This is a genomic window from Sporosarcina sp. E16_8, from assembly GCF_017347095.1.
Taxonomy (GTDB): Bacteria; Bacillota; Bacilli; order Bacillales_A; family Planococcaceae; genus Sporosarcina.
In genome coordinates, this window is sequence record NZ_JADPRZ010000006.1 from 1 (window position 1) to 16,454 (window position 16,454).

Genomic DNA, 16,454 nt, shown 5'->3' on the forward strand with positions numbered 1-16,454 from the left:
ACTTCAGTGTCGTAATAGAAAGTGCTACGTGCTATTTTCAGGACTTTACACATTGCTGATACCGAATATTGGTGACGGTTTTGTTGAATCACATCTATCTTCGTCCCATGATCAGCGCTGCTTGCTTTAAAATATCTACTTCCATTTCTAGTTGCTTATTTCTTTTACGCAGGGTGATCAATTCTTGTTCTTCTGAAGGGCGGTTATCTTTCTCTTTGAAAGAACCAGACTGCCTGAATTGTGTAATCCACCTATCAAGAGCAGATGCGGTTAATTCATATTCTTGGGCAATATCTTGTCGGCTTTTTCCGTTTTCATAAAGGGCTACCACTTGTTTTTTGAAATCTGTAGAAAACGTTCTTCTTTTTACGGACATAGTAGATCTCCTCACTTCTTGTGTATTATTCTACTTGCCCTTAATTTATTTGTCCAACTAAGTGTAACCTATCCAACTTGTCCAAAAAAAAATAGGCTGTCGATAGCTTCTCGTCAGCCTGAAAAGGGTTATCCCCTTCTTACTATTCCATTTTAAAAGCGAAGCACGTATTAACTCATGCTTGAAATTAACAGTATGCCACATGGGTTTACACCTGATGTACTGTTTTTATATGATCCAGGTTTAGATAAATAAAATTTGCCCTTGCTGTTTGAATTTCAACGATTTGATCTTCGATTTTATTTACTTTACCTATATAACTTTTATTTCCCCCAGTATTAAATACAACAATTTTATTTTCGAACTTTTCAACTTGAATTTCAAAGATACTTGCTAACGAATCATTTTCCGGTTGTAACGAAATGTTATGGTTATCCAATCCGTAAGGACCTTCATTTTGAGCATAAGGAATCAGCCATTTCAAATGATTTAACGAAATATACATTGTTTTATATACGGCGGATTGGAATACGAAATAATTATTCATGATATCTGTAATATAACCATGTAGGGGCTGACCACCTGTGACATAGATTTCAACATGCTTACCTTTCGCTTGTGTAAGAACCTCCCCAAAGGATAAACTTTCTTTACCTTCTCCAGTAGTGATACTAGGAAACCCTTTAGGGTCTTCTATTTCGTTTTCATTATCACAATCAACCGTAAAGTTTTGGATATGATTTAATGGAATGTAGATGTAATCTGTCCCGTTAAAAAGCACAATCATATCGCTTCCTAAATCAATAATAGTTCCATTAATTATTTTTTTCCCAGAAACTTCAATTTGCACAACTTGCTTGACAAGACTTTGAATAATCTTATTCAATTCCATACCTCCTTCTCGACTTTTTTTGGAAATGACCAATAAAAATAGACTGAACAAATCATGGTGATTTTTTCTACCTAACATTTATTTAAGAAATACCCCAAATTCACTTTCAGGATTGTCAGTCTTTAAATTCACGATACATCTTTGCTGCATGCTTCATTAAAGCGAGATACTGTTCTTCTTCTGGTAGAGGTAGTTGCCTTTCAGACATATGAAAACAACGTGTTTCCGCTTGTTTCATCAGGGCATAGTATTGTTTTTCTAACATCTCTTTTTCCGCTTTTGGATTAATACGGATTACAGGTAATTGAAAGATAGCTGTTTCAGCGGATTTAAGTTTTTCTTCTAAAGTTACAAAATCCTCATTTCGATACTGATCATGCAACTGTCTGATTAATGAATTAACGGCATCAGAAGGCTGTTCTTTTTTTATAGGATCCCCTTTAAAATCGGGTGTTTCATTCTCCATTGCGCTATTTTCATGATTTACAATCGCATGTTGATCATTATTCATGGTACTCCATGCGGAGATAAGTAGCCTTTTCTCCTTGCCTTTCACTCTTGGCTTTGTGGGTAGTTGCTCTTGCTGACTAACTTGATTATTTGACCCTAATACACTTGGATGATCCTCTTCGAAAGTATATTCACTAACCTCTTTTGGTAAATCATGTTTAACCAACCGCGATAAATCGGGGACTTCGCTTGCTAAAGTTTGTGAAGTAGTTACGGAATTTTCTTTAATAAGATTTTCAATTTCAATTCCCTCTCCAGCTGAATCTTCTATGATAGGAACCTCAAGACTTTTTATTAGTTTAGTTTCGCTTATCGTTTGAGTATGTTCGACAATCACTTGCTCCTCAACCTGACAGTTTTGCACTGCTATATCAGAGGAGTCGGACAATCCCTTTGATTTATCATTTATATGGGAAACGAAGCTTCGAATAGCTGTTTCTTCAAAGAAGTCCTCGCGCCGCTCCTTATCTACATCCTTATTTAATAAGTTATTTTTAAGTAACTTTAATAATGTGGCGTACATTTCCACCCTTGTCTTCTGATGAAATTGCGACTGTTCGTTAGTACTATTTTCATCTTCCATTTCCCCTTTAGCCGGTATATCAGGTACTTTTATATTTGTTACTCGTTCAATTTCTTGTATTTTTTTTGTATGTTCGCTGGTGATTTTATCCTCAATTTCAAACCCCTTAACTGCTGGCTGTTCCTGTTTATTTATTAAAACAATCTGTTCTTCGGATAAATTGCTATTAATAGTAGATATATAGGATTTGTAGATATAGAGTAATTCAGAATTATTTATTACAGTGACGTGATTATCGGATATTTTGCTTAAAACGCCAAAAAGCACCTGATTACTCAAGCTATTGATAGAAACCCAGTTATATCTCAACGCTTCCAAGACATCTGCTAAATTATTTCTGTCGACATATTGGACACCTTCGGATGAAATACGAAAGTCTTTAGCATTCTTTGAGAGAGCCTGAATATGTTGGAGTGCGAAATAATATATATTTTGATTCACATCAACAACAATATGGTCTTCTTTAACAGCTAACAAAACTCCTTCAATAAATTGATTGTCACTAAGAAACAAACTAATCTCCATATTTATAAGGGCACCTAATGCTTTTTCAAGTTTTAGCTCATGCACTTATTTTGGCCCTCCTTCATAGAATAGCGTCGCTTCTAACCAACAGAAGCGACGAATGTATCAATAGTAATTCATACTTTTACTTCGAGTCTTTTGATTTATTATTATTTTTTCCTTGATTACTACCCTCGTCTGTTTTCACTTTTTCAATTTTGACGCCGTAGCTTATGTTACGGATATGAAACAGGGAAACACGAATTATTTCTTCATTCGCGACAATTGTTACAAAATCATCAGTAACAATGTCCATTATTCCCTCTAGTGTTTCAGGTCCCCCGCGGTTAATTTTCACCCATCGAAGCGTTAATTTCCCTAAGACACCCTTAAAGTCTTTAGCTTGGATGTACGTAAAGTCTTCTGGAATTTCAACGTCGAGTTGCACCTGATCTTTCGCATTATAAGTTAGGCTTTTGATGTGCTGTGTATTGTAATATATAATTCCTTCCTCAGCATTTAGCAACGTAATGTAATCCTCTTCTGCTGCTAGCAACTTACCAACGCGTGATTCAGGTCCTCCTCTATCTACCTTAATTACTCTATCGACTAACGAATGGATCATTTCCGTATTCATAAATTTCTAACCCCCTTTTATAGTGTCCTGCTATCTATATGTGTCATGGGTTAGCATAGTGATGGTCAAAAGCCCAGTTTAGAATAATGGGTCAAGTACAAAAGTCTTTAACTTCAAAATCAGGGATGCAGATATATAGAAGAAAGTACAAAACACACCCTGCGTTCCCACTGAATTAGACTAAGCTCTCGAATTTCGAGTTGAGAAATGTAAAGTAAGCGAACTCCCTTAGTATCAAGAGCGTTCGCTTAGTTTCTTTAACGGTGGACTCTATGCTGTATTAGCTAGTCTGCCGACACAGTAAAGAATGTTTTGAATACAATGGATTAGACTCAAATTTAAAGGTGGGATTTTTATGCCAAAGGGGAAAAAAGCTAGAACTCGTCGTTCAACAACAGGTACTGCTAACACTGGTACCGCTAATACCGGTACTGCTAATACCGGTACCGCTATTACTGGTACTGCTAACACTGGTACTGCTAATACTGGTACTGCTAATACTGGTACTGGTACTGGTACTGGTACTGGCACTGGTACTGGTACTGGCACTGGCACTGGTACTGGCACTGGCGCACCGAAAGGTCCACGTAAAGGACGTCGCAGCCGAAAATAACGTAATTGCTTCCGCTTAATCAATTATTCATTGATAAGGCGGAAGCATTTATCATTTTCAAGCCATAATTAGTGAATAGCCTTATTAACGGATTGAATAATAGAAAGGAAAGAGAATTTATGTCCTATCTAATTCCATCTTATCTTTTGAAAATCGAAGACGACAATTTAGAGGATTTACGGGATGATTTATGGAACAACGACCCTGTTCCCGCATTTTTAAATTCGGAAGGCATTTCCTACGATATCGATATCGCCTATCGGGGATCATATACACGTAAATTTCGCAAAAGGTCTTATCGTATTGATTTCATCGATCCAAAGATATTTGCCGGTGCTCGCGAAATTCACCTTAACGCAGAATACAAGGACCCCTCTTTGGTTCGTAATAAACTCTCTTTTGACTTCTTCCATGACATTGGTGTTTTATCACCAAAGAGTCAACATATTAATTTAAACCGCAATGGCTCTCCTAAAGGTATCTATTTACAATTAGAGTCCGTTGATGAATATTTCTTGAAAAATAGAGACCTTCCCGCAGGTCCTATTTATTACGCAGTCAACAATAACGCGAACTTTTCTTTGCTAAATAACGAAAAGATGAAAAAATCTCTTCTCTTGGGCTATCAACGAGCTTTTGGAGAACCGTCAGATGACGACATCATCATTGAATTGATAAATAAAATTAACACCATACCTCTTGCTAATTTCCCAAGTGAAATTTCTCAATTTATTGATATTGATAAGTTCTTGCGCTGGCTCGCTGGAGCTGTTTGTTCAATGAATAATGATGGATTTACACATAATTATGCACTGTACCGTAATAGTGAAACAGGTTTGTTTGAAATCATCCCTTGGGATTATGATGGTACTTGGGGTCGAAAAGTCGACGGAGGAACCATGCACTATGATTACGTCCCTATTGATGGAAAGAAGAACAACCATCTTTGCTACCTTCTTATGCGTGTCCCAGAATTTCGCAAACTTTATAAAAACATCTTGACGGAAATTTTAGAAACCAAATTTACTGTAGGATATATGGAAAATAAAATAGCTACCCTGCATGAAGCCTTACGACCACATATTCTTCTCGATCCTTATAAACAGAGCGCAATTAATATATTTGATAGTGAACCGGATTTTATATGTCAATTCATCCGCGACCGCAATAACTATTTGAAGACGCACCTTGTCGGTTTTGGCTAACGGATTCCACGTTTTTTCTTCCTTGTTTTAATCAATTAATTATAAGCAAGAATTGCAGAAAGGAGATACTACAGTGTTACCAATCTGTTTAAGAGATACTGAAAAATACGGTAGAGGGCTATTTGCTACACGTGCTATTAAAACAGGTGAACTTATTGAGATATCGCCTGTATTAATTTCATATGAGAATGAATGGAAGTATTTGAAGAAGACGATTCTCTTAAATTATTGCTTCACCTGGGGCAACAACTATGAACATACAGCGATTGCTCTTGGATATGGCTCGCTCTTTAACCACTCCTATACTCCAAATGCAATGTTCACCTATAATATAGACAATCTTTCAATCGACTTTTATGCAATTGCTGACATTGATGATGGCCAGGAAATCACAATCAACTACAATGAAGATTCTGAAGATAAATCACCGTTATGGTTTGATGTTATTGATTAATAAATATAGAGTTACACGAGTGAACAATTTGTGTAACTCTTCTATTTTGAAGCCGAGTCCGCGGAAATTATTCAATCTTCATTACATTTATTATGCCCCTAAAACAGGCCCTTATGAAAAACCAAAGACCTCTCTTGATACATAAAACATCAAACAAATAATATGACATACAACCTTTTGGTGCTCTATGGTTTAAAATTTAAACTCGTTTTAATAAGATTTATTGAAGTGAATAGCGCATACTTCACTATTCGACACGATTTGAATTTTCAATGACAGTTGCAGCCGCCTTTGCTAAGACAGCAATTGTTCGATTTAGTTGATCTTCAGTGTTCCCGATTCCTCCAAGCTCAACGACAAGAAGAGACGGATCAAGGTCCTGATTGTACTTCCCATCAACGTTTGCTCCATGCTTCATGACTAGATTTCGTGTAATTCCAGGCACAAGCAGTTCCATTTCATTTTTCAGTAGAACTGCATTTGCTCGATTACGCTCAAAATTTGAGTGTTCCATGCCTATAACAAATGCTACTTTCGCATATTGTTCATCATTGAATGAAATTGTTGTTATATTCGGACCAGCGGAATCCCTATGAAGATCGATTATTAAATCATACTTTTTTTCCTGCATCTGTTTCTTGACATGTGGTCGAATCGCATTATAGGCGCCAGTATGGGGCACTTCTACAGCTAACATATCCGTTTCAATTCCATTGAATTGTAGCTGCGTTTTTAATTTTCCACCAAACTTTGTAATGTTTTCAGTTTGGTGGGATACAGTGACTTTACCCTCTTTCGCTTGTGTCACTGGTTTAAAAGCTTCGTGGAAATGGGTGAAATAGAGCAGCACTTTCCCTTCAGTCATTGATGCTGGCTCTAGTGCTGCCTCTGGTATTGGCTCTAGTTCTAGTTCCGGCTCTGTTTCCTCTTCCAAAATATTGGCGGCGTATACCATGTAAGTAGACTCTTTGACGAGATTAGAAGATTTCGCCGACTGTCCCTTTGGAAATGTTGTTATAAACATTGGAAACAGGAAGAGAAATAAGATAAGTGTGCCCCATATTTGCAGTGTTTTTTTCAAATGGCATCCCTCCGTGTTCCAACTATATGCGTTGGAACACGAGTTAATGACTGTTTTTTATAGTAGAAATCCAGTTCGTCAATGAATCGGCAAGTGTTTCCGCATAAAGAGAAACCCATGAATCAATCTCTTTCGGTGAGACGAATGTCCGTAATTCATGGTTCGTCAGCACTTCTTCAAACAACTGGATACGGTCTTCGTGCGGCCACGTCGCCCAATCACCAAAAATTGGTAGAAGGTTGGCTCTGTCAGCATCTTTATTTTCAGTATGCAACCAGGGCGTGACGGAAAGTCGAGATGAAGGGCTGTCCTTCTCTTCTATTTTTGAAGCAATATAACCAAACATAGAATTAATGGCATCCGCTATAAGGACAGGACCGTCAACGACAGTCGGAATTCCGATTGCGATTACAGGTATTCCAAGTACATCTTTCGAAATTTCTTTGCGGCTATTGCCAACGCCAGATCCCGGGTGGATACCCGTATCCGTCAACTGTATCGTTCGACAAAGCCTAGAGCTATCTCTTGCTGCAAGTGCATCGATGACGATAAGTAAATCGGGTTTTATTTCAGTAACCAGAGCTTTTACGAAGTCCGACGTTTCCAAACCCGTCTGGATCGTCACACCGGGCGCATAGACGAATACTTCGCTGCCCTCTTCGGAATAATAACCAGGCACAATATCTCGCAACCTGTCCATCGTCAGTGGGCCCACAGCATCTGGAGTGATGTCACGATTGCCGAGACCTATTAAAAGAATCTTTCCTGTTTTGAGCGTGGTAATATTCACGAGGATCTCATCCAGTTTTTCGATTAACACACGCGACATATCAGCAAGCCCTTCTCGATCATCTGCTGTAAGCGCTGGAACTGTCAGCGTAATATAGGTTCCCTGCTTCTTCCCAATCTTTTCCTCACCTTGCGCATCGACTTTTACAGAAGTCACAATGACCCGACCTAATCTTTTTTCACCAAACAAAACCCCATCTGATTCTTTTAACTTGTTTTTGTCATTCGCATTTCGGTGACGAACCATTTCTTCACTCTCATCTAGAAGGTCCGTTCGATAAAAATCATACTTCTCCATACAATCACCTCACCTTTAAGTTTGTGCGATGTGACTAGGATATATTCTTTGTTCTTTGATTAATTATCCTGTCTCCAGCAGTTATATACTCCGAGGTCAGCCAAACGCTACGAACTTAGGCTGCTACTCCTTAAAACTTCTAGGTACCAGGGAATTTATAGACTCTCGACTTGTGGATATTTTCTAAAATGAGGATTTCAAGTCTACTACTTGGTGATGCTGAACAGGTGCTTGCGCTTTTGTTCTTGCAATCTTGCGCTTGATTTGATAAAATAATGCTTGTTGTGAAAGTGATATCCTAAACTTCGTGGAAACACTCTTGCCTTACCTGAAATTGGAGGTGAATGAAATGCCAAACATTAAATCTGCAATCAAACGCGTAAAACAAAGCAATGCTGCGAACGAGCAAAACTCGAATACTAAGCACGCGATGCGTACTGCTGTACGTAAAGCTGAAACTGCTCTTGACGCTAAAGACGAGAACGCTACTGGCTTACTAAGAGATGCGATTAAAAAAATGGATACAGCTGCACGTAAAGGCCTTATCCATAAAAATACTGCATCACGTCAAAAAGCACGTCTTACTAAAAAAGCACTTTAATTTTTAATCTAAGAAAGGCCGCCCGATTATCGGACGGCCTTTTTTTATTTCCTCAATGGCTCCATAAAGAACAACTCCAGAACTCGTTCCCTTTTCCCACTTGATGATTTCAATTTATAGTCAATAGCCGCGAGTTTACTTAAAATCAATAGCAAACGTTCAGAACTTGGCAGACTTCTATTCTCCATCATTAATTTCACCCGGTACGGATGGACACTTAACGTTTTTGCAATTTGATGTTGCTGGTAACCTTTTTTCTGAAGTAAACCCACATGCACCATAAGCCTAACCTGACTTGCAATAAGTGAGGTCAACATGATTGGCTCTTCACCGTTACGTAATAAGTCACGATAGATGGACACAGTATTCGACACTTTTCCAGAAACGTAGGCATCCGTTAATCGGAAAACATCCATTTCTGGTGTCCGTGGTACGAGCGATTCAATCACTGATGCAGTTATGTCCCCAAAACCATTCAAATATGTTGCCATTTTACCAATTTCAGATGACAATGTAAGCAGGTCATCCCCCACCATTTTCACGAGAAACTCTGCGTCAGCGGATCCAATTCGTGAGCCATGTGCCCCTGCTTCCTGCTGAATCCACGTGAACAGGTCCTTTCCTTGCAGTCGTTTTGATTCAATAACAGTCGCATGTTCTTTTATTATTTTGGTAATCCGTTTTCGTGCATCCAGTTTTTCATAAGGTGCTATAAATACAACCGTTGCGGTCGGTGACGGATTTGCAAGCCATGCTTCCAACAACTCCAAATTATGCGTCACTTTTTCTCGGGTTTTATCTGACGCTTTTAAAAATGATGCGTTTCCTGCTATGATCAATTTACGGTCTTCGAGGAAGGGTAGTGTATCTGCCTCTTCAATGACCACCTCTACAGGAGTCTCGTCCAAGTCAAACCGAATGACGGATGCAGCATCAATATCAGGTAATGCTTTTTTCAGCCGAGTAATTGTGGAGTCGAATAGATGTTGTTCGAGACCAGTCAATAAATAGACTGGGTCGATTTCCCCTGCGGCTATTTTCTTCCATATTGCATTCGCCACATTATCCACCTCTTTCAATTTAGTTCATTCCAATTATACAGTATAGCAAAACGACTGTATGAACAATTTGTGTCAGTTACAGCCGAACATGTTTAAAAAGTTGATTGCTATGGATTTTTGCTACGGAATCATCTATACTATAATGGAATCAGGAGGTGTAGCAATGAATGAGTTTGAACACGATGTACAGTCCAAACGTAATGATTTAATCGATTCAGGAATCGGCTTTATAGTCGCTTTCGTAGCATTCTCAGCTATTTTTGTTATTGCTACAATAATCGACGTAGTCGCTGGCTAATATGTTTGCAAAAAAACGGACAACACATCCTATCCAGGGTGTTGTGTCCGTTTTTTTACTTTTTCATGCTTGAGACTTCAAATTGATCTTTTTTAACAGTTACAGTAATCGATCCAAATTCGGCCGTTGACATCGTAGGTAACCCCTTTTTTTCGAACGTTTCAACTACCTCTGGATGAGGATGTCCATATCTGCTGTTCCTGCCTGCTGAAAAGATGGTTAGCTCCGGTCGAAGCGCATCGACGAACGGCTCCGTACTCGATGTTCTGCTGCCATGATGCCCCGCCTTCAAAATGACGGAACCAAAATCAGAATGCCCATAGTCGCGAAGAAATTGAGCTTCTCCCTCTTTTTCCATATCTCCTGTCAATAAAAACGAAGGCCCCGATGTTTTCATGAACATGACAAGTGAACTTGCATTCCCATCATATTTCCCTTCTTTAGGTGCCACATAATGAAAAGCCGAATTTCCTTTTGTCCATGAGACTCCTTCTTTCATCAACAACATCGGAATACGTTTTTCCCCTACAATCTGAATGATCTCTTTCATCGCTACTTCCAATTCACTTCCTGGTGAAATATGAATTTCAGCAACTTTCAGCTCCTCTAAAACCTCATCTACACCTTCCATATGATCTGCATCTGCGTGAGAAATAATTAGTTTATCAATTGTTGTGATACCACGGCCTTTCAAATAAGGAACAACGACTTTCCTACCAACTTCAAACTGCTTTGTAGGCGTTTTCCAATTCGGCTCGCCAAATGTAATTGTTCCACCTGCGTCAATCACATATACCGCTTGTCGAAAAGGTAATTCGATAACGATACTGTCCCCTTGACCGACATCTAGAAACGTTACCTTTAACGAGCTGTCCATGTACGGTATGAAATGAATGACGAGTGCAGGCACGAGTACAATTGGTAACGACTTAAAAACATTGGCACCTTCTTCACTGCGAATGAAAAACAGCAAGACTCCCGCTACAGCAATAGCAGCCCAAAGAGCATCAGGTTTTCCGGGTGTCCATAGTTGATAGGGTAGAGATGATATCCAACTTGTCACTTCTCCTACGATTTCCCTAAAAGGCTCATATACTATGAATAGTAGGCTAGCTACCTTCGGCAATACCGATGTCATGACCAGTAAAACAATGTTTGCAGGCAAAATGATGAGTGAATAAAGTGGAACATAAACAAGATTAACAACAAATGATGAAATGGACAGTTCATGAAAATGAATGAGTAAGACTGGATACAAAGAAAGTTGGCTGATTGATGTGACAAGAAACGATACACCAATGGCAGTCTTTGCTTTGGCTAAAATACCTGCAGAATAGATGAGTGAACAGGCTGCCAAATAAGACAGCTGAAAACCTGGCTGAAATAGAACAAATGGTTGATAAAGGATAAAAAAAGCCGCACTTATCGCCAGCGCGTCATCCAGTCGCACCTTTATCCTTCCTGACGACGCAAGAAGGACGAGTATAGTCACCGACACCGCTCGCCAGACAGAAGGCGCCCCTCCAGCCATAACCGCATACAGAGGCAACAGTGCTATAAGAAGCGTATCGATTGTTTCTTTCCTAATAGTTGCTCTAAGCAACAATTCCCGCAACATGAATGTCAGCAGTCCGACATGCAACCCTGAAATCGCAAATAGATGTGTAATGCCGAGCGTTCGATAATTTGATGCCAGTTCTTCATCCATCCCGCTACGATCGCCAATGAGCAAAGCTTCAGCTTCTACTTTTAACGTTTCTGGGAATGTGGCCCCGATATGATTTTTCACTTTACGTCTCTGTTCAGATAATCGTGTCAAGATGCCAGATTTTTTATCAGCCTGAATAATCGTCTCCGATTCAAATAACGCAGACGCCCCATACATTCTCATATACTTCATCATGTCGAAAGAATAGTCATGGGAAGGAATATCAGGTTCGCGAAATGAACCGGACATCGTGAATGTCACGGACGGGATATTCATCTCACGTAAACGATTTTTTTCTTGTTCACTGCTAATTGTATAGATGGCATAAACCGTTTCGCCGGCAGAGGTTTTCGCAAACCCCTTCATCTTACTACCATCAATTTTCACATTATCAGTCCAAGTGAGGCTAAGGGTTGCGTTGCCGGTTTCTTCAATTATAGGAAGCGTCGCTGAAATATAGAAAAAAGAAAAGAGAGCGGTCGCAACCGCGAGGATAGGTGTGAGGAAATCTTCTTTTCTGCTCAAGAAGATAGGAAGAAGAAACAGATTACAGAGTAATAGATAACCCGAACCGTATGCAGCAAATGCTGATACGGCGACCGGGATTGCTAGATACATGAAACGTACACGTGAAATCATTTGTCGAATAAGCTATCCACCCTTTGTTTGTAAGGGGCGAGTTCTTCATTTCCGGCGCCGAGTGCCTGCATTTTTAGAAGCATTTCATTGAAAAGCCCTAACTTACTTTCGCTGGAAAAGTCGACTTTCTTTTCGTCGAATGGTATATGCTGAACGGAAACATCCGACTGCGCAAATAGCTCTAATGCATATTCGTCGTTTTTATAATCTGTTGCGTAAATGACATGCTTAATGCCTGCTTGAATAATTGCTTTTGAACATTGCAGACATGGGAAGTGCGTCACATAAAGTGTTGATCCTGCAACTGGTATGCCATACTTCGAACATTGCAGTAATGCGTTCATTTCCGCGTGGATAGTCCTTACACAGTGGTTTCCGACGACATAGCAACCGTGGTCAATGCAGTGGTCTCCCCCTGAAATGGAGCCGTTGTAGCCACCTGCAATGATTCGGTTATCTCTGACAATAGATGCTCCGACAGAAAGTCTCGTACATGTACTTCGTACTGCTAATAGATGGCACTGGGCCATGAAAAACTGGTCCCATGTTATTCGCTCCATTTGAATGCCTCCAATATTTATTTCGTTTAGATATGTCAAAATAAAGAACCCTCAATGAATTCGCTGCGGCACTCGGGGGCTACCCCTGTTAAAGCGCGTTCGCTTAGTTTATATAGGTATTCAATTTTTCAACATATTTGGCACATTCTTATTCAAGATTTCACTCCATCAGTTAACTGTAATCTTGAATTCTAGTTTTTCGAATGTTTTCTCGCCAATTCCAGAAACCTCCATCAATGATTCAGGCGATTTGAAAGAACCTTTATCGGTCCGGTATTGAACAATTGCTGCCGCTTTTGAAGGTCCTATACCGGGGATCGTCATCAATTCTTTTTCATCCGCAATATTAATATTGACTTTTCCGTCATCTTGCGACGCACTTGTCCCACTAATCGGGGAGTAGGAAATAGCTAGCACTTCTTCGCCCTCGATCGGTACATAGACGACAAATTCATCTACCAGTTTCATAGCATGGTTCAACATTCTGGAATCGGCTTTTGGTAAATAGCCGCCTGCTGCATTGATTGCATCAATCAGGCGGTCTCCATCCTGCATCGCATAGACACCAGGGTGCCTAACAGCCCCTTTCACATCGACAACGATGGGTGCTGGAGCAATTTGAACGCTAGTTACAATTTCTTCTTCAATCTTTTCTTCAATCAATTCAGGGAATGGGTTTTGGTCGCTCATGACAAACGTATTATCGTCAGCCTGTCCTTTGGGGAAGAACAGAAAAGCGGATATGACAGCGATCGCTGCAATTGGGGTTATAATCTTACGCCATTTACCGGATACAAACGAAAGAAACAGTACAGTCACCCTTTCTTCGGCGGCATCCATATGGAGTAAATTCAACTATAAATGAATGCCTGCCAAAAATCAAATCCGCCTTGGCGTATTTGCGCCCAGATTTTATCGTGCTTGCTCGATAATTCATCTAAAAATCTGTGGCATCCGCCGGAGGCTTAATTTTATTCAGTGGGGATTTAAACCCCTACTGAATAAAATTAAAAGGTTTATTTTCTGACTTGGAAAAATATTCGTTCACTTTCTTCGTGTGGCGCTTCATCTTCCCAATCTGCAAAAATCCGTTCAATCGAAAAACCTGTGTCCATAAGCATATCTGCATAATCACTCACTGGAAACGTTCGTTGCGTATGAACTTCATCAAAACGCCTATACAAACCACTTTCGCTCTTAACGAAAAAGGCCAGTTCAGAATAAACAGAGTGGAGTTCTTCGCCTTCTTCCGTTATCCATATGTATGTTATTCGACCATTATCAAACGTAAAAGGACCTTCCATGAAAATAACATCCGTTTTAAATGTTGAATGGACATCAAATATCAATTTTCCACCAACCGCAAGGGCCGAATGAATTTGTCGAAATGTCGACAGCACATCTTCACGATTCGATAAATAATTTAACGAATCAATGGCGATGACAGCGACATCATAGTCCGCAAATCCCTCAAGCTGTTGCATAGGTTGCTGGATAAATTGCATAGGCAAAGAAAGCGACTGTGCACGCTCTTCTGCCACCACTAACATGTCGGCAGAAAGATCGATTCCAGTCACTTGTGCTCCTTGCTTAGCAAGTTTCATGGATAAAAGGCCCGTTCCACATCCGATATCTAGCACACGTTTACCGTCAATCCCCCCTGCCGCTACATCAATAATATCAATGTAAGCGTCATAGGGAATGTCTGTCATTAGTTCATCGTAGACAGAAGCGAATTCGGAATAAGCCTGATTCATCTCTCTTCAGCCATGTCCAACATTGGTGCGTCTCCCCAAAGCTTTTCAAGGTTATAGTAACCACGTTCGTCTTTATGGAATACGTGAACAACAACATCGCCTAGATCGACGAGTACCCATCTTGCCATATCCATTCCTTCAATTCTTCTAGTTCCAAATCCAGCTTCAGAAGCTTTGTCTGCTACTTCTTTTGCAATTGCTTGGACTTGGCGTCCTGAATTCGCATGACAGATAATGAATTGGTCCGCGATAAGCGATACCCCTTCCATATTCAGTACAACGATATCCTCGCCTTTTTTATCATCGATTGCTTTATAAGCTGTTTCTAGTAATGTAGTAGTCATAATTTCACTGTTCCCTTCTCGTGTCTAGTATCCAACGGCCTACAGGATGTAGGATATGCAATGGGGAGGGATTGAATTGCATCCCTCCTTGTTGCGACATGATGTCGCGTATTTAGAATGCGTCCCGTTTTATTAACTCATTGTAACAGTCTATCGAGTCCGGAAAAACCGGTACTCTTTTACTCACAAGAAACTGCACTGACTGATAAATGCATGCTTCCATTGCTGTATCAAGGTTTTCTTCAGCTTTTGCTCTTAACTCATCCACTCCTGGAAAGCTGCGTCCAGGTTCAATCATATCAGAAACATATATTAACTTTTCAAGCGGGGACATAGTTGCCCGACCGGTTGTGTGATAGCGGATTGCGTTCAGGATATCCGCGTCGCTAATCCCGAATTCATCACGCGCGATAAGTGCGCCAACTGGAGCATGCCACAACTCGTGATGAAATGATAAGAGCCGCGAATCTTCGTTTGCTGTGTTCAAAACGTGATGCAGGTCAGTCTTGTCCATGAATTTTGCAATATCATGAAATAGTGCCGCTAGCTCCGCTTTAACCACCGGAAGTTGATACTTCTCAGCCAATCTTTTTGCCGTTTCCATTACCCGTAAAACGTGTTCATAACGTTGTTTCGGCATACGTTTAGCGATTGCTATTTTCAGCTGTGCAACTTCCATACAAACCCTCCTTGCGAATAAAATCTTCAACTGCAGGCGGGATAAGCAATTGGACGGTACCATTGTTGGAAAAACGTTGTCGAATCAACGTTGAAGACAACTCAATTTGTGGAATATCTACCATGATCATGGGGAAATCCGTTGTTCCGACTGTCCCTGGACGTCCAACACCTACAAAGTTGACAAGCGTGACAAGTTCTTCAATACGGTGCCATTTAGGCAACAAATCAATCATATCACCGCCAATGATAAAGTAAAAATCAATCTTCGGTTCAATCTCTGTTAATTGTTTCATCGTATCAAATGTATATGAAACTCCGCCGCGTTCCACTTCAAAAGCGGATACGGTCAAGCCATTAACAGCCTTTACGGCTAGTTCCACCATCTGCAATCGCTGTTCAGCAGTCGCATCACCAGGCGCAGTTTTATGGGGTGGAACTGACGTCGACATTAACCTAACTTCATCAAGACCGAGAGAATGCTTTACTTCATTTGCAACAATCAGATGACCAATATGTGGCGGGTTGAATGTACCTCCAAGAATGCCAACCTTTTTCATATGTTGCTTACCTCCTTATGGAAGTTCGATCCGTTTTTTCTCAACTGATTCTTTATATAAAACAATGATCTTGCCGATAACTTGAACGACTTCAATGCCTTCTTGTTCTTCAAGTTTCGCTGCAATTTCATTTTTGTCTTGGTCACAGTTTTGTAAAATTGTTACTTTGATTAATTCTTTTGCTTCAAGCGCTTCTTCAATCTGAGTAATGACAGATTCTGTTAAACCACTTTTACCAATATGGACGAGTGGTTGTAGACGATTCGATTCGCCGCGCAGAAAGCTTTTTTGTTTATTAGTTAACAT

Annotated in this window: 19 protein-coding genes and 1 pseudogene; 5 read left to right on the forward strand and 15 right to left on the reverse strand. The window is 40.0% G+C overall.

Going from position 1 to position 16,454, the window contains the following annotated elements; genetic code table 11:
* The 4 genes and pseudogenes from I2484_RS06770 to I2484_RS06785 form a co-directional block, all read right to left on the reverse strand.
* A pseudogene (locus tag I2484_RS06770) lies at positions 1–376 on the reverse strand (transposase); the annotation flags it as partial.
* 208 nt (positions 377–584) lie between these two features.
* On the reverse strand, positions 585–1,262 hold the full coding sequence (locus I2484_RS06775) for a DUF2642 domain-containing protein (RefSeq protein WP_207150291.1): 678 nt from the start codon (positions 1,260–1,262) through the stop codon (positions 585–587).
* 121 nt (positions 1,263–1,383) lie between these two features.
* Positions 1,384–2,931, reverse strand: a complete 1,548-nt coding sequence (locus tag I2484_RS06780) for a DUF2642 domain-containing protein (protein ID WP_207150292.1) — start codon at positions 2,929–2,931, stop codon at positions 1,384–1,386.
* 79 nt (positions 2,932–3,010) lie between these two features.
* Positions 3,011–3,502 (reverse strand): hypothetical protein, encoded by a 492-nt coding sequence (locus tag I2484_RS06785; protein ID WP_207150293.1) that lies wholly within the window; start codon positions 3,500–3,502, stop codon positions 3,011–3,013.
* 355 nt (positions 3,503–3,857) lie between these two features.
* Between I2484_RS06785 and I2484_RS06790 the strand changes: the two genes are divergently transcribed.
* From I2484_RS06790 to I2484_RS06800, 3 genes are all read left to right on the forward strand, one after another.
* Positions 3,858–4,115, forward strand: coding sequence for a hypothetical protein (locus I2484_RS06790; protein WP_207150294.1), 258 nt, complete (start codon positions 3,858–3,860; stop codon positions 4,113–4,115).
* 119 nt (positions 4,116–4,234) lie between these two features.
* Complete coding sequence (locus tag I2484_RS06795) at positions 4,235–5,320, forward strand: CotH kinase family protein (protein ID WP_207150295.1); 1,086 nt, start codon at positions 4,235–4,237, stop codon at positions 5,318–5,320.
* 73 nt (positions 5,321–5,393) lie between these two features.
* Complete coding sequence (locus I2484_RS06800) at positions 5,394–5,774, forward strand: SET domain-containing protein-lysine N-methyltransferase (protein ID WP_207150296.1); 381 nt, start codon at positions 5,394–5,396, stop codon at positions 5,772–5,774.
* Positions 5,775–6,021: 247 nt separating this feature from the next.
* Here I2484_RS06800 and spoIIP read toward each other — a convergent pair whose 3' ends face one another.
* Entirely contained in the window at positions 6,022–6,855 is an 834-nt protein-coding gene (gene spoIIP, locus I2484_RS06805) for a stage II sporulation protein P (protein WP_207150297.1), read from the reverse strand.
* A gap of 43 nt (positions 6,856–6,898) precedes the next feature.
* Positions 6,899–7,942, reverse strand: a complete 1,044-nt coding sequence (gene gpr, locus I2484_RS06810) for a GPR endopeptidase (protein ID WP_207150298.1) — start codon at positions 7,940–7,942, stop codon at positions 6,899–6,901.
* 349 nt (positions 7,943–8,291) lie between these two features.
* Here gpr and rpsT point away from each other — a divergent pair, with 349 nt between their 5' ends.
* Positions 8,292–8,543, forward strand: a complete 252-nt coding sequence (gene rpsT, locus I2484_RS06815) for a 30S ribosomal protein S20 (protein WP_067208317.1) — start codon at positions 8,292–8,294, stop codon at positions 8,541–8,543.
* Between the two features lie 44 nt (positions 8,544–8,587).
* On the opposite strand, the gene holA is transcribed toward rpsT, so the two are convergent.
* The gene (gene holA, locus I2484_RS06820; protein WP_207150299.1) at positions 8,588–9,604 is read right to left on the reverse strand and encodes a DNA polymerase III subunit delta; all 1,017 of its coding nucleotides are present in this window, start codon (positions 9,602–9,604) and stop codon (positions 8,588–8,590) included.
* 163 nt (positions 9,605–9,767) lie between these two features.
* On the opposite strand from holA, the gene I2484_RS06825 reads away from it, so the two are divergent.
* A complete protein-coding gene (locus tag I2484_RS06825) occupies positions 9,768–9,902 on the forward strand; it encodes a YqzM family protein (protein WP_186668681.1) in 135 nt (44 codons plus the stop codon).
* 55 nt (positions 9,903–9,957) lie between these two features.
* Here the strand turns inward: I2484_RS06825 and I2484_RS06830 are convergent, their stop codons facing one another.
* The 8 genes from I2484_RS06830 to yhbY form a co-directional block, all read right to left on the reverse strand.
* A complete protein-coding gene (locus I2484_RS06830; RefSeq protein WP_207150300.1) occupies positions 9,958–12,249 on the reverse strand; it encodes a DNA internalization-related competence protein ComEC/Rec2 in 2,292 nt (763 codons plus the stop codon).
* Positions 12,246–12,809, reverse strand: a complete 564-nt coding sequence (locus tag I2484_RS06835; protein WP_207150301.1) for a ComE operon protein 2 — start codon at positions 12,807–12,809, stop codon at positions 12,246–12,248. Before I2484_RS06835 ends, I2484_RS06830 begins: the two co-directional genes overlap by 4 nt.
* A 168-nt stretch (positions 12,810–12,977) precedes the next feature.
* Positions 12,978–13,664 (reverse strand): helix-hairpin-helix domain-containing protein, encoded by a 687-nt coding sequence (locus I2484_RS06840; RefSeq protein WP_255551172.1) that lies wholly within the window; start codon positions 13,662–13,664, stop codon positions 12,978–12,980.
* A gap of 161 nt (positions 13,665–13,825) precedes the next feature.
* The gene (locus I2484_RS06845; RefSeq protein WP_207150302.1) at positions 13,826–14,566 is read right to left on the reverse strand and encodes a class I SAM-dependent DNA methyltransferase; all 741 of its coding nucleotides are present in this window, start codon (positions 14,564–14,566) and stop codon (positions 13,826–13,828) included.
* Entirely contained in the window at positions 14,563–14,910 is a 348-nt protein-coding gene (rsfS, locus tag I2484_RS06850) for a ribosome silencing factor (RefSeq protein WP_207150303.1), read from the reverse strand. The genes I2484_RS06845 and rsfS overlap by 4 nt, the downstream gene beginning before the upstream one ends.
* A gap of 112 nt (positions 14,911–15,022) precedes the next feature.
* Positions 15,023–15,589, reverse strand: coding sequence for a bis(5'-nucleosyl)-tetraphosphatase (symmetrical) YqeK (gene yqeK / locus I2484_RS06855; protein ID WP_207150304.1), 567 nt, complete (start codon positions 15,587–15,589; stop codon positions 15,023–15,025).
* The gene (locus tag I2484_RS06860) at positions 15,555–16,148 is read right to left on the reverse strand and encodes a nicotinate-nucleotide adenylyltransferase (protein WP_207150305.1); all 594 of its coding nucleotides are present in this window, start codon (positions 16,146–16,148) and stop codon (positions 15,555–15,557) included. The genes yqeK and I2484_RS06860 overlap by 35 nt, the downstream gene beginning before the upstream one ends.
* 15 nt (positions 16,149–16,163) lie before the next feature.
* Positions 16,164–16,454 (reverse strand): ribosome assembly RNA-binding protein YhbY, encoded by a 291-nt coding sequence (gene yhbY, locus I2484_RS06865; protein ID WP_207150306.1) that lies wholly within the window; start codon positions 16,452–16,454, stop codon positions 16,164–16,166.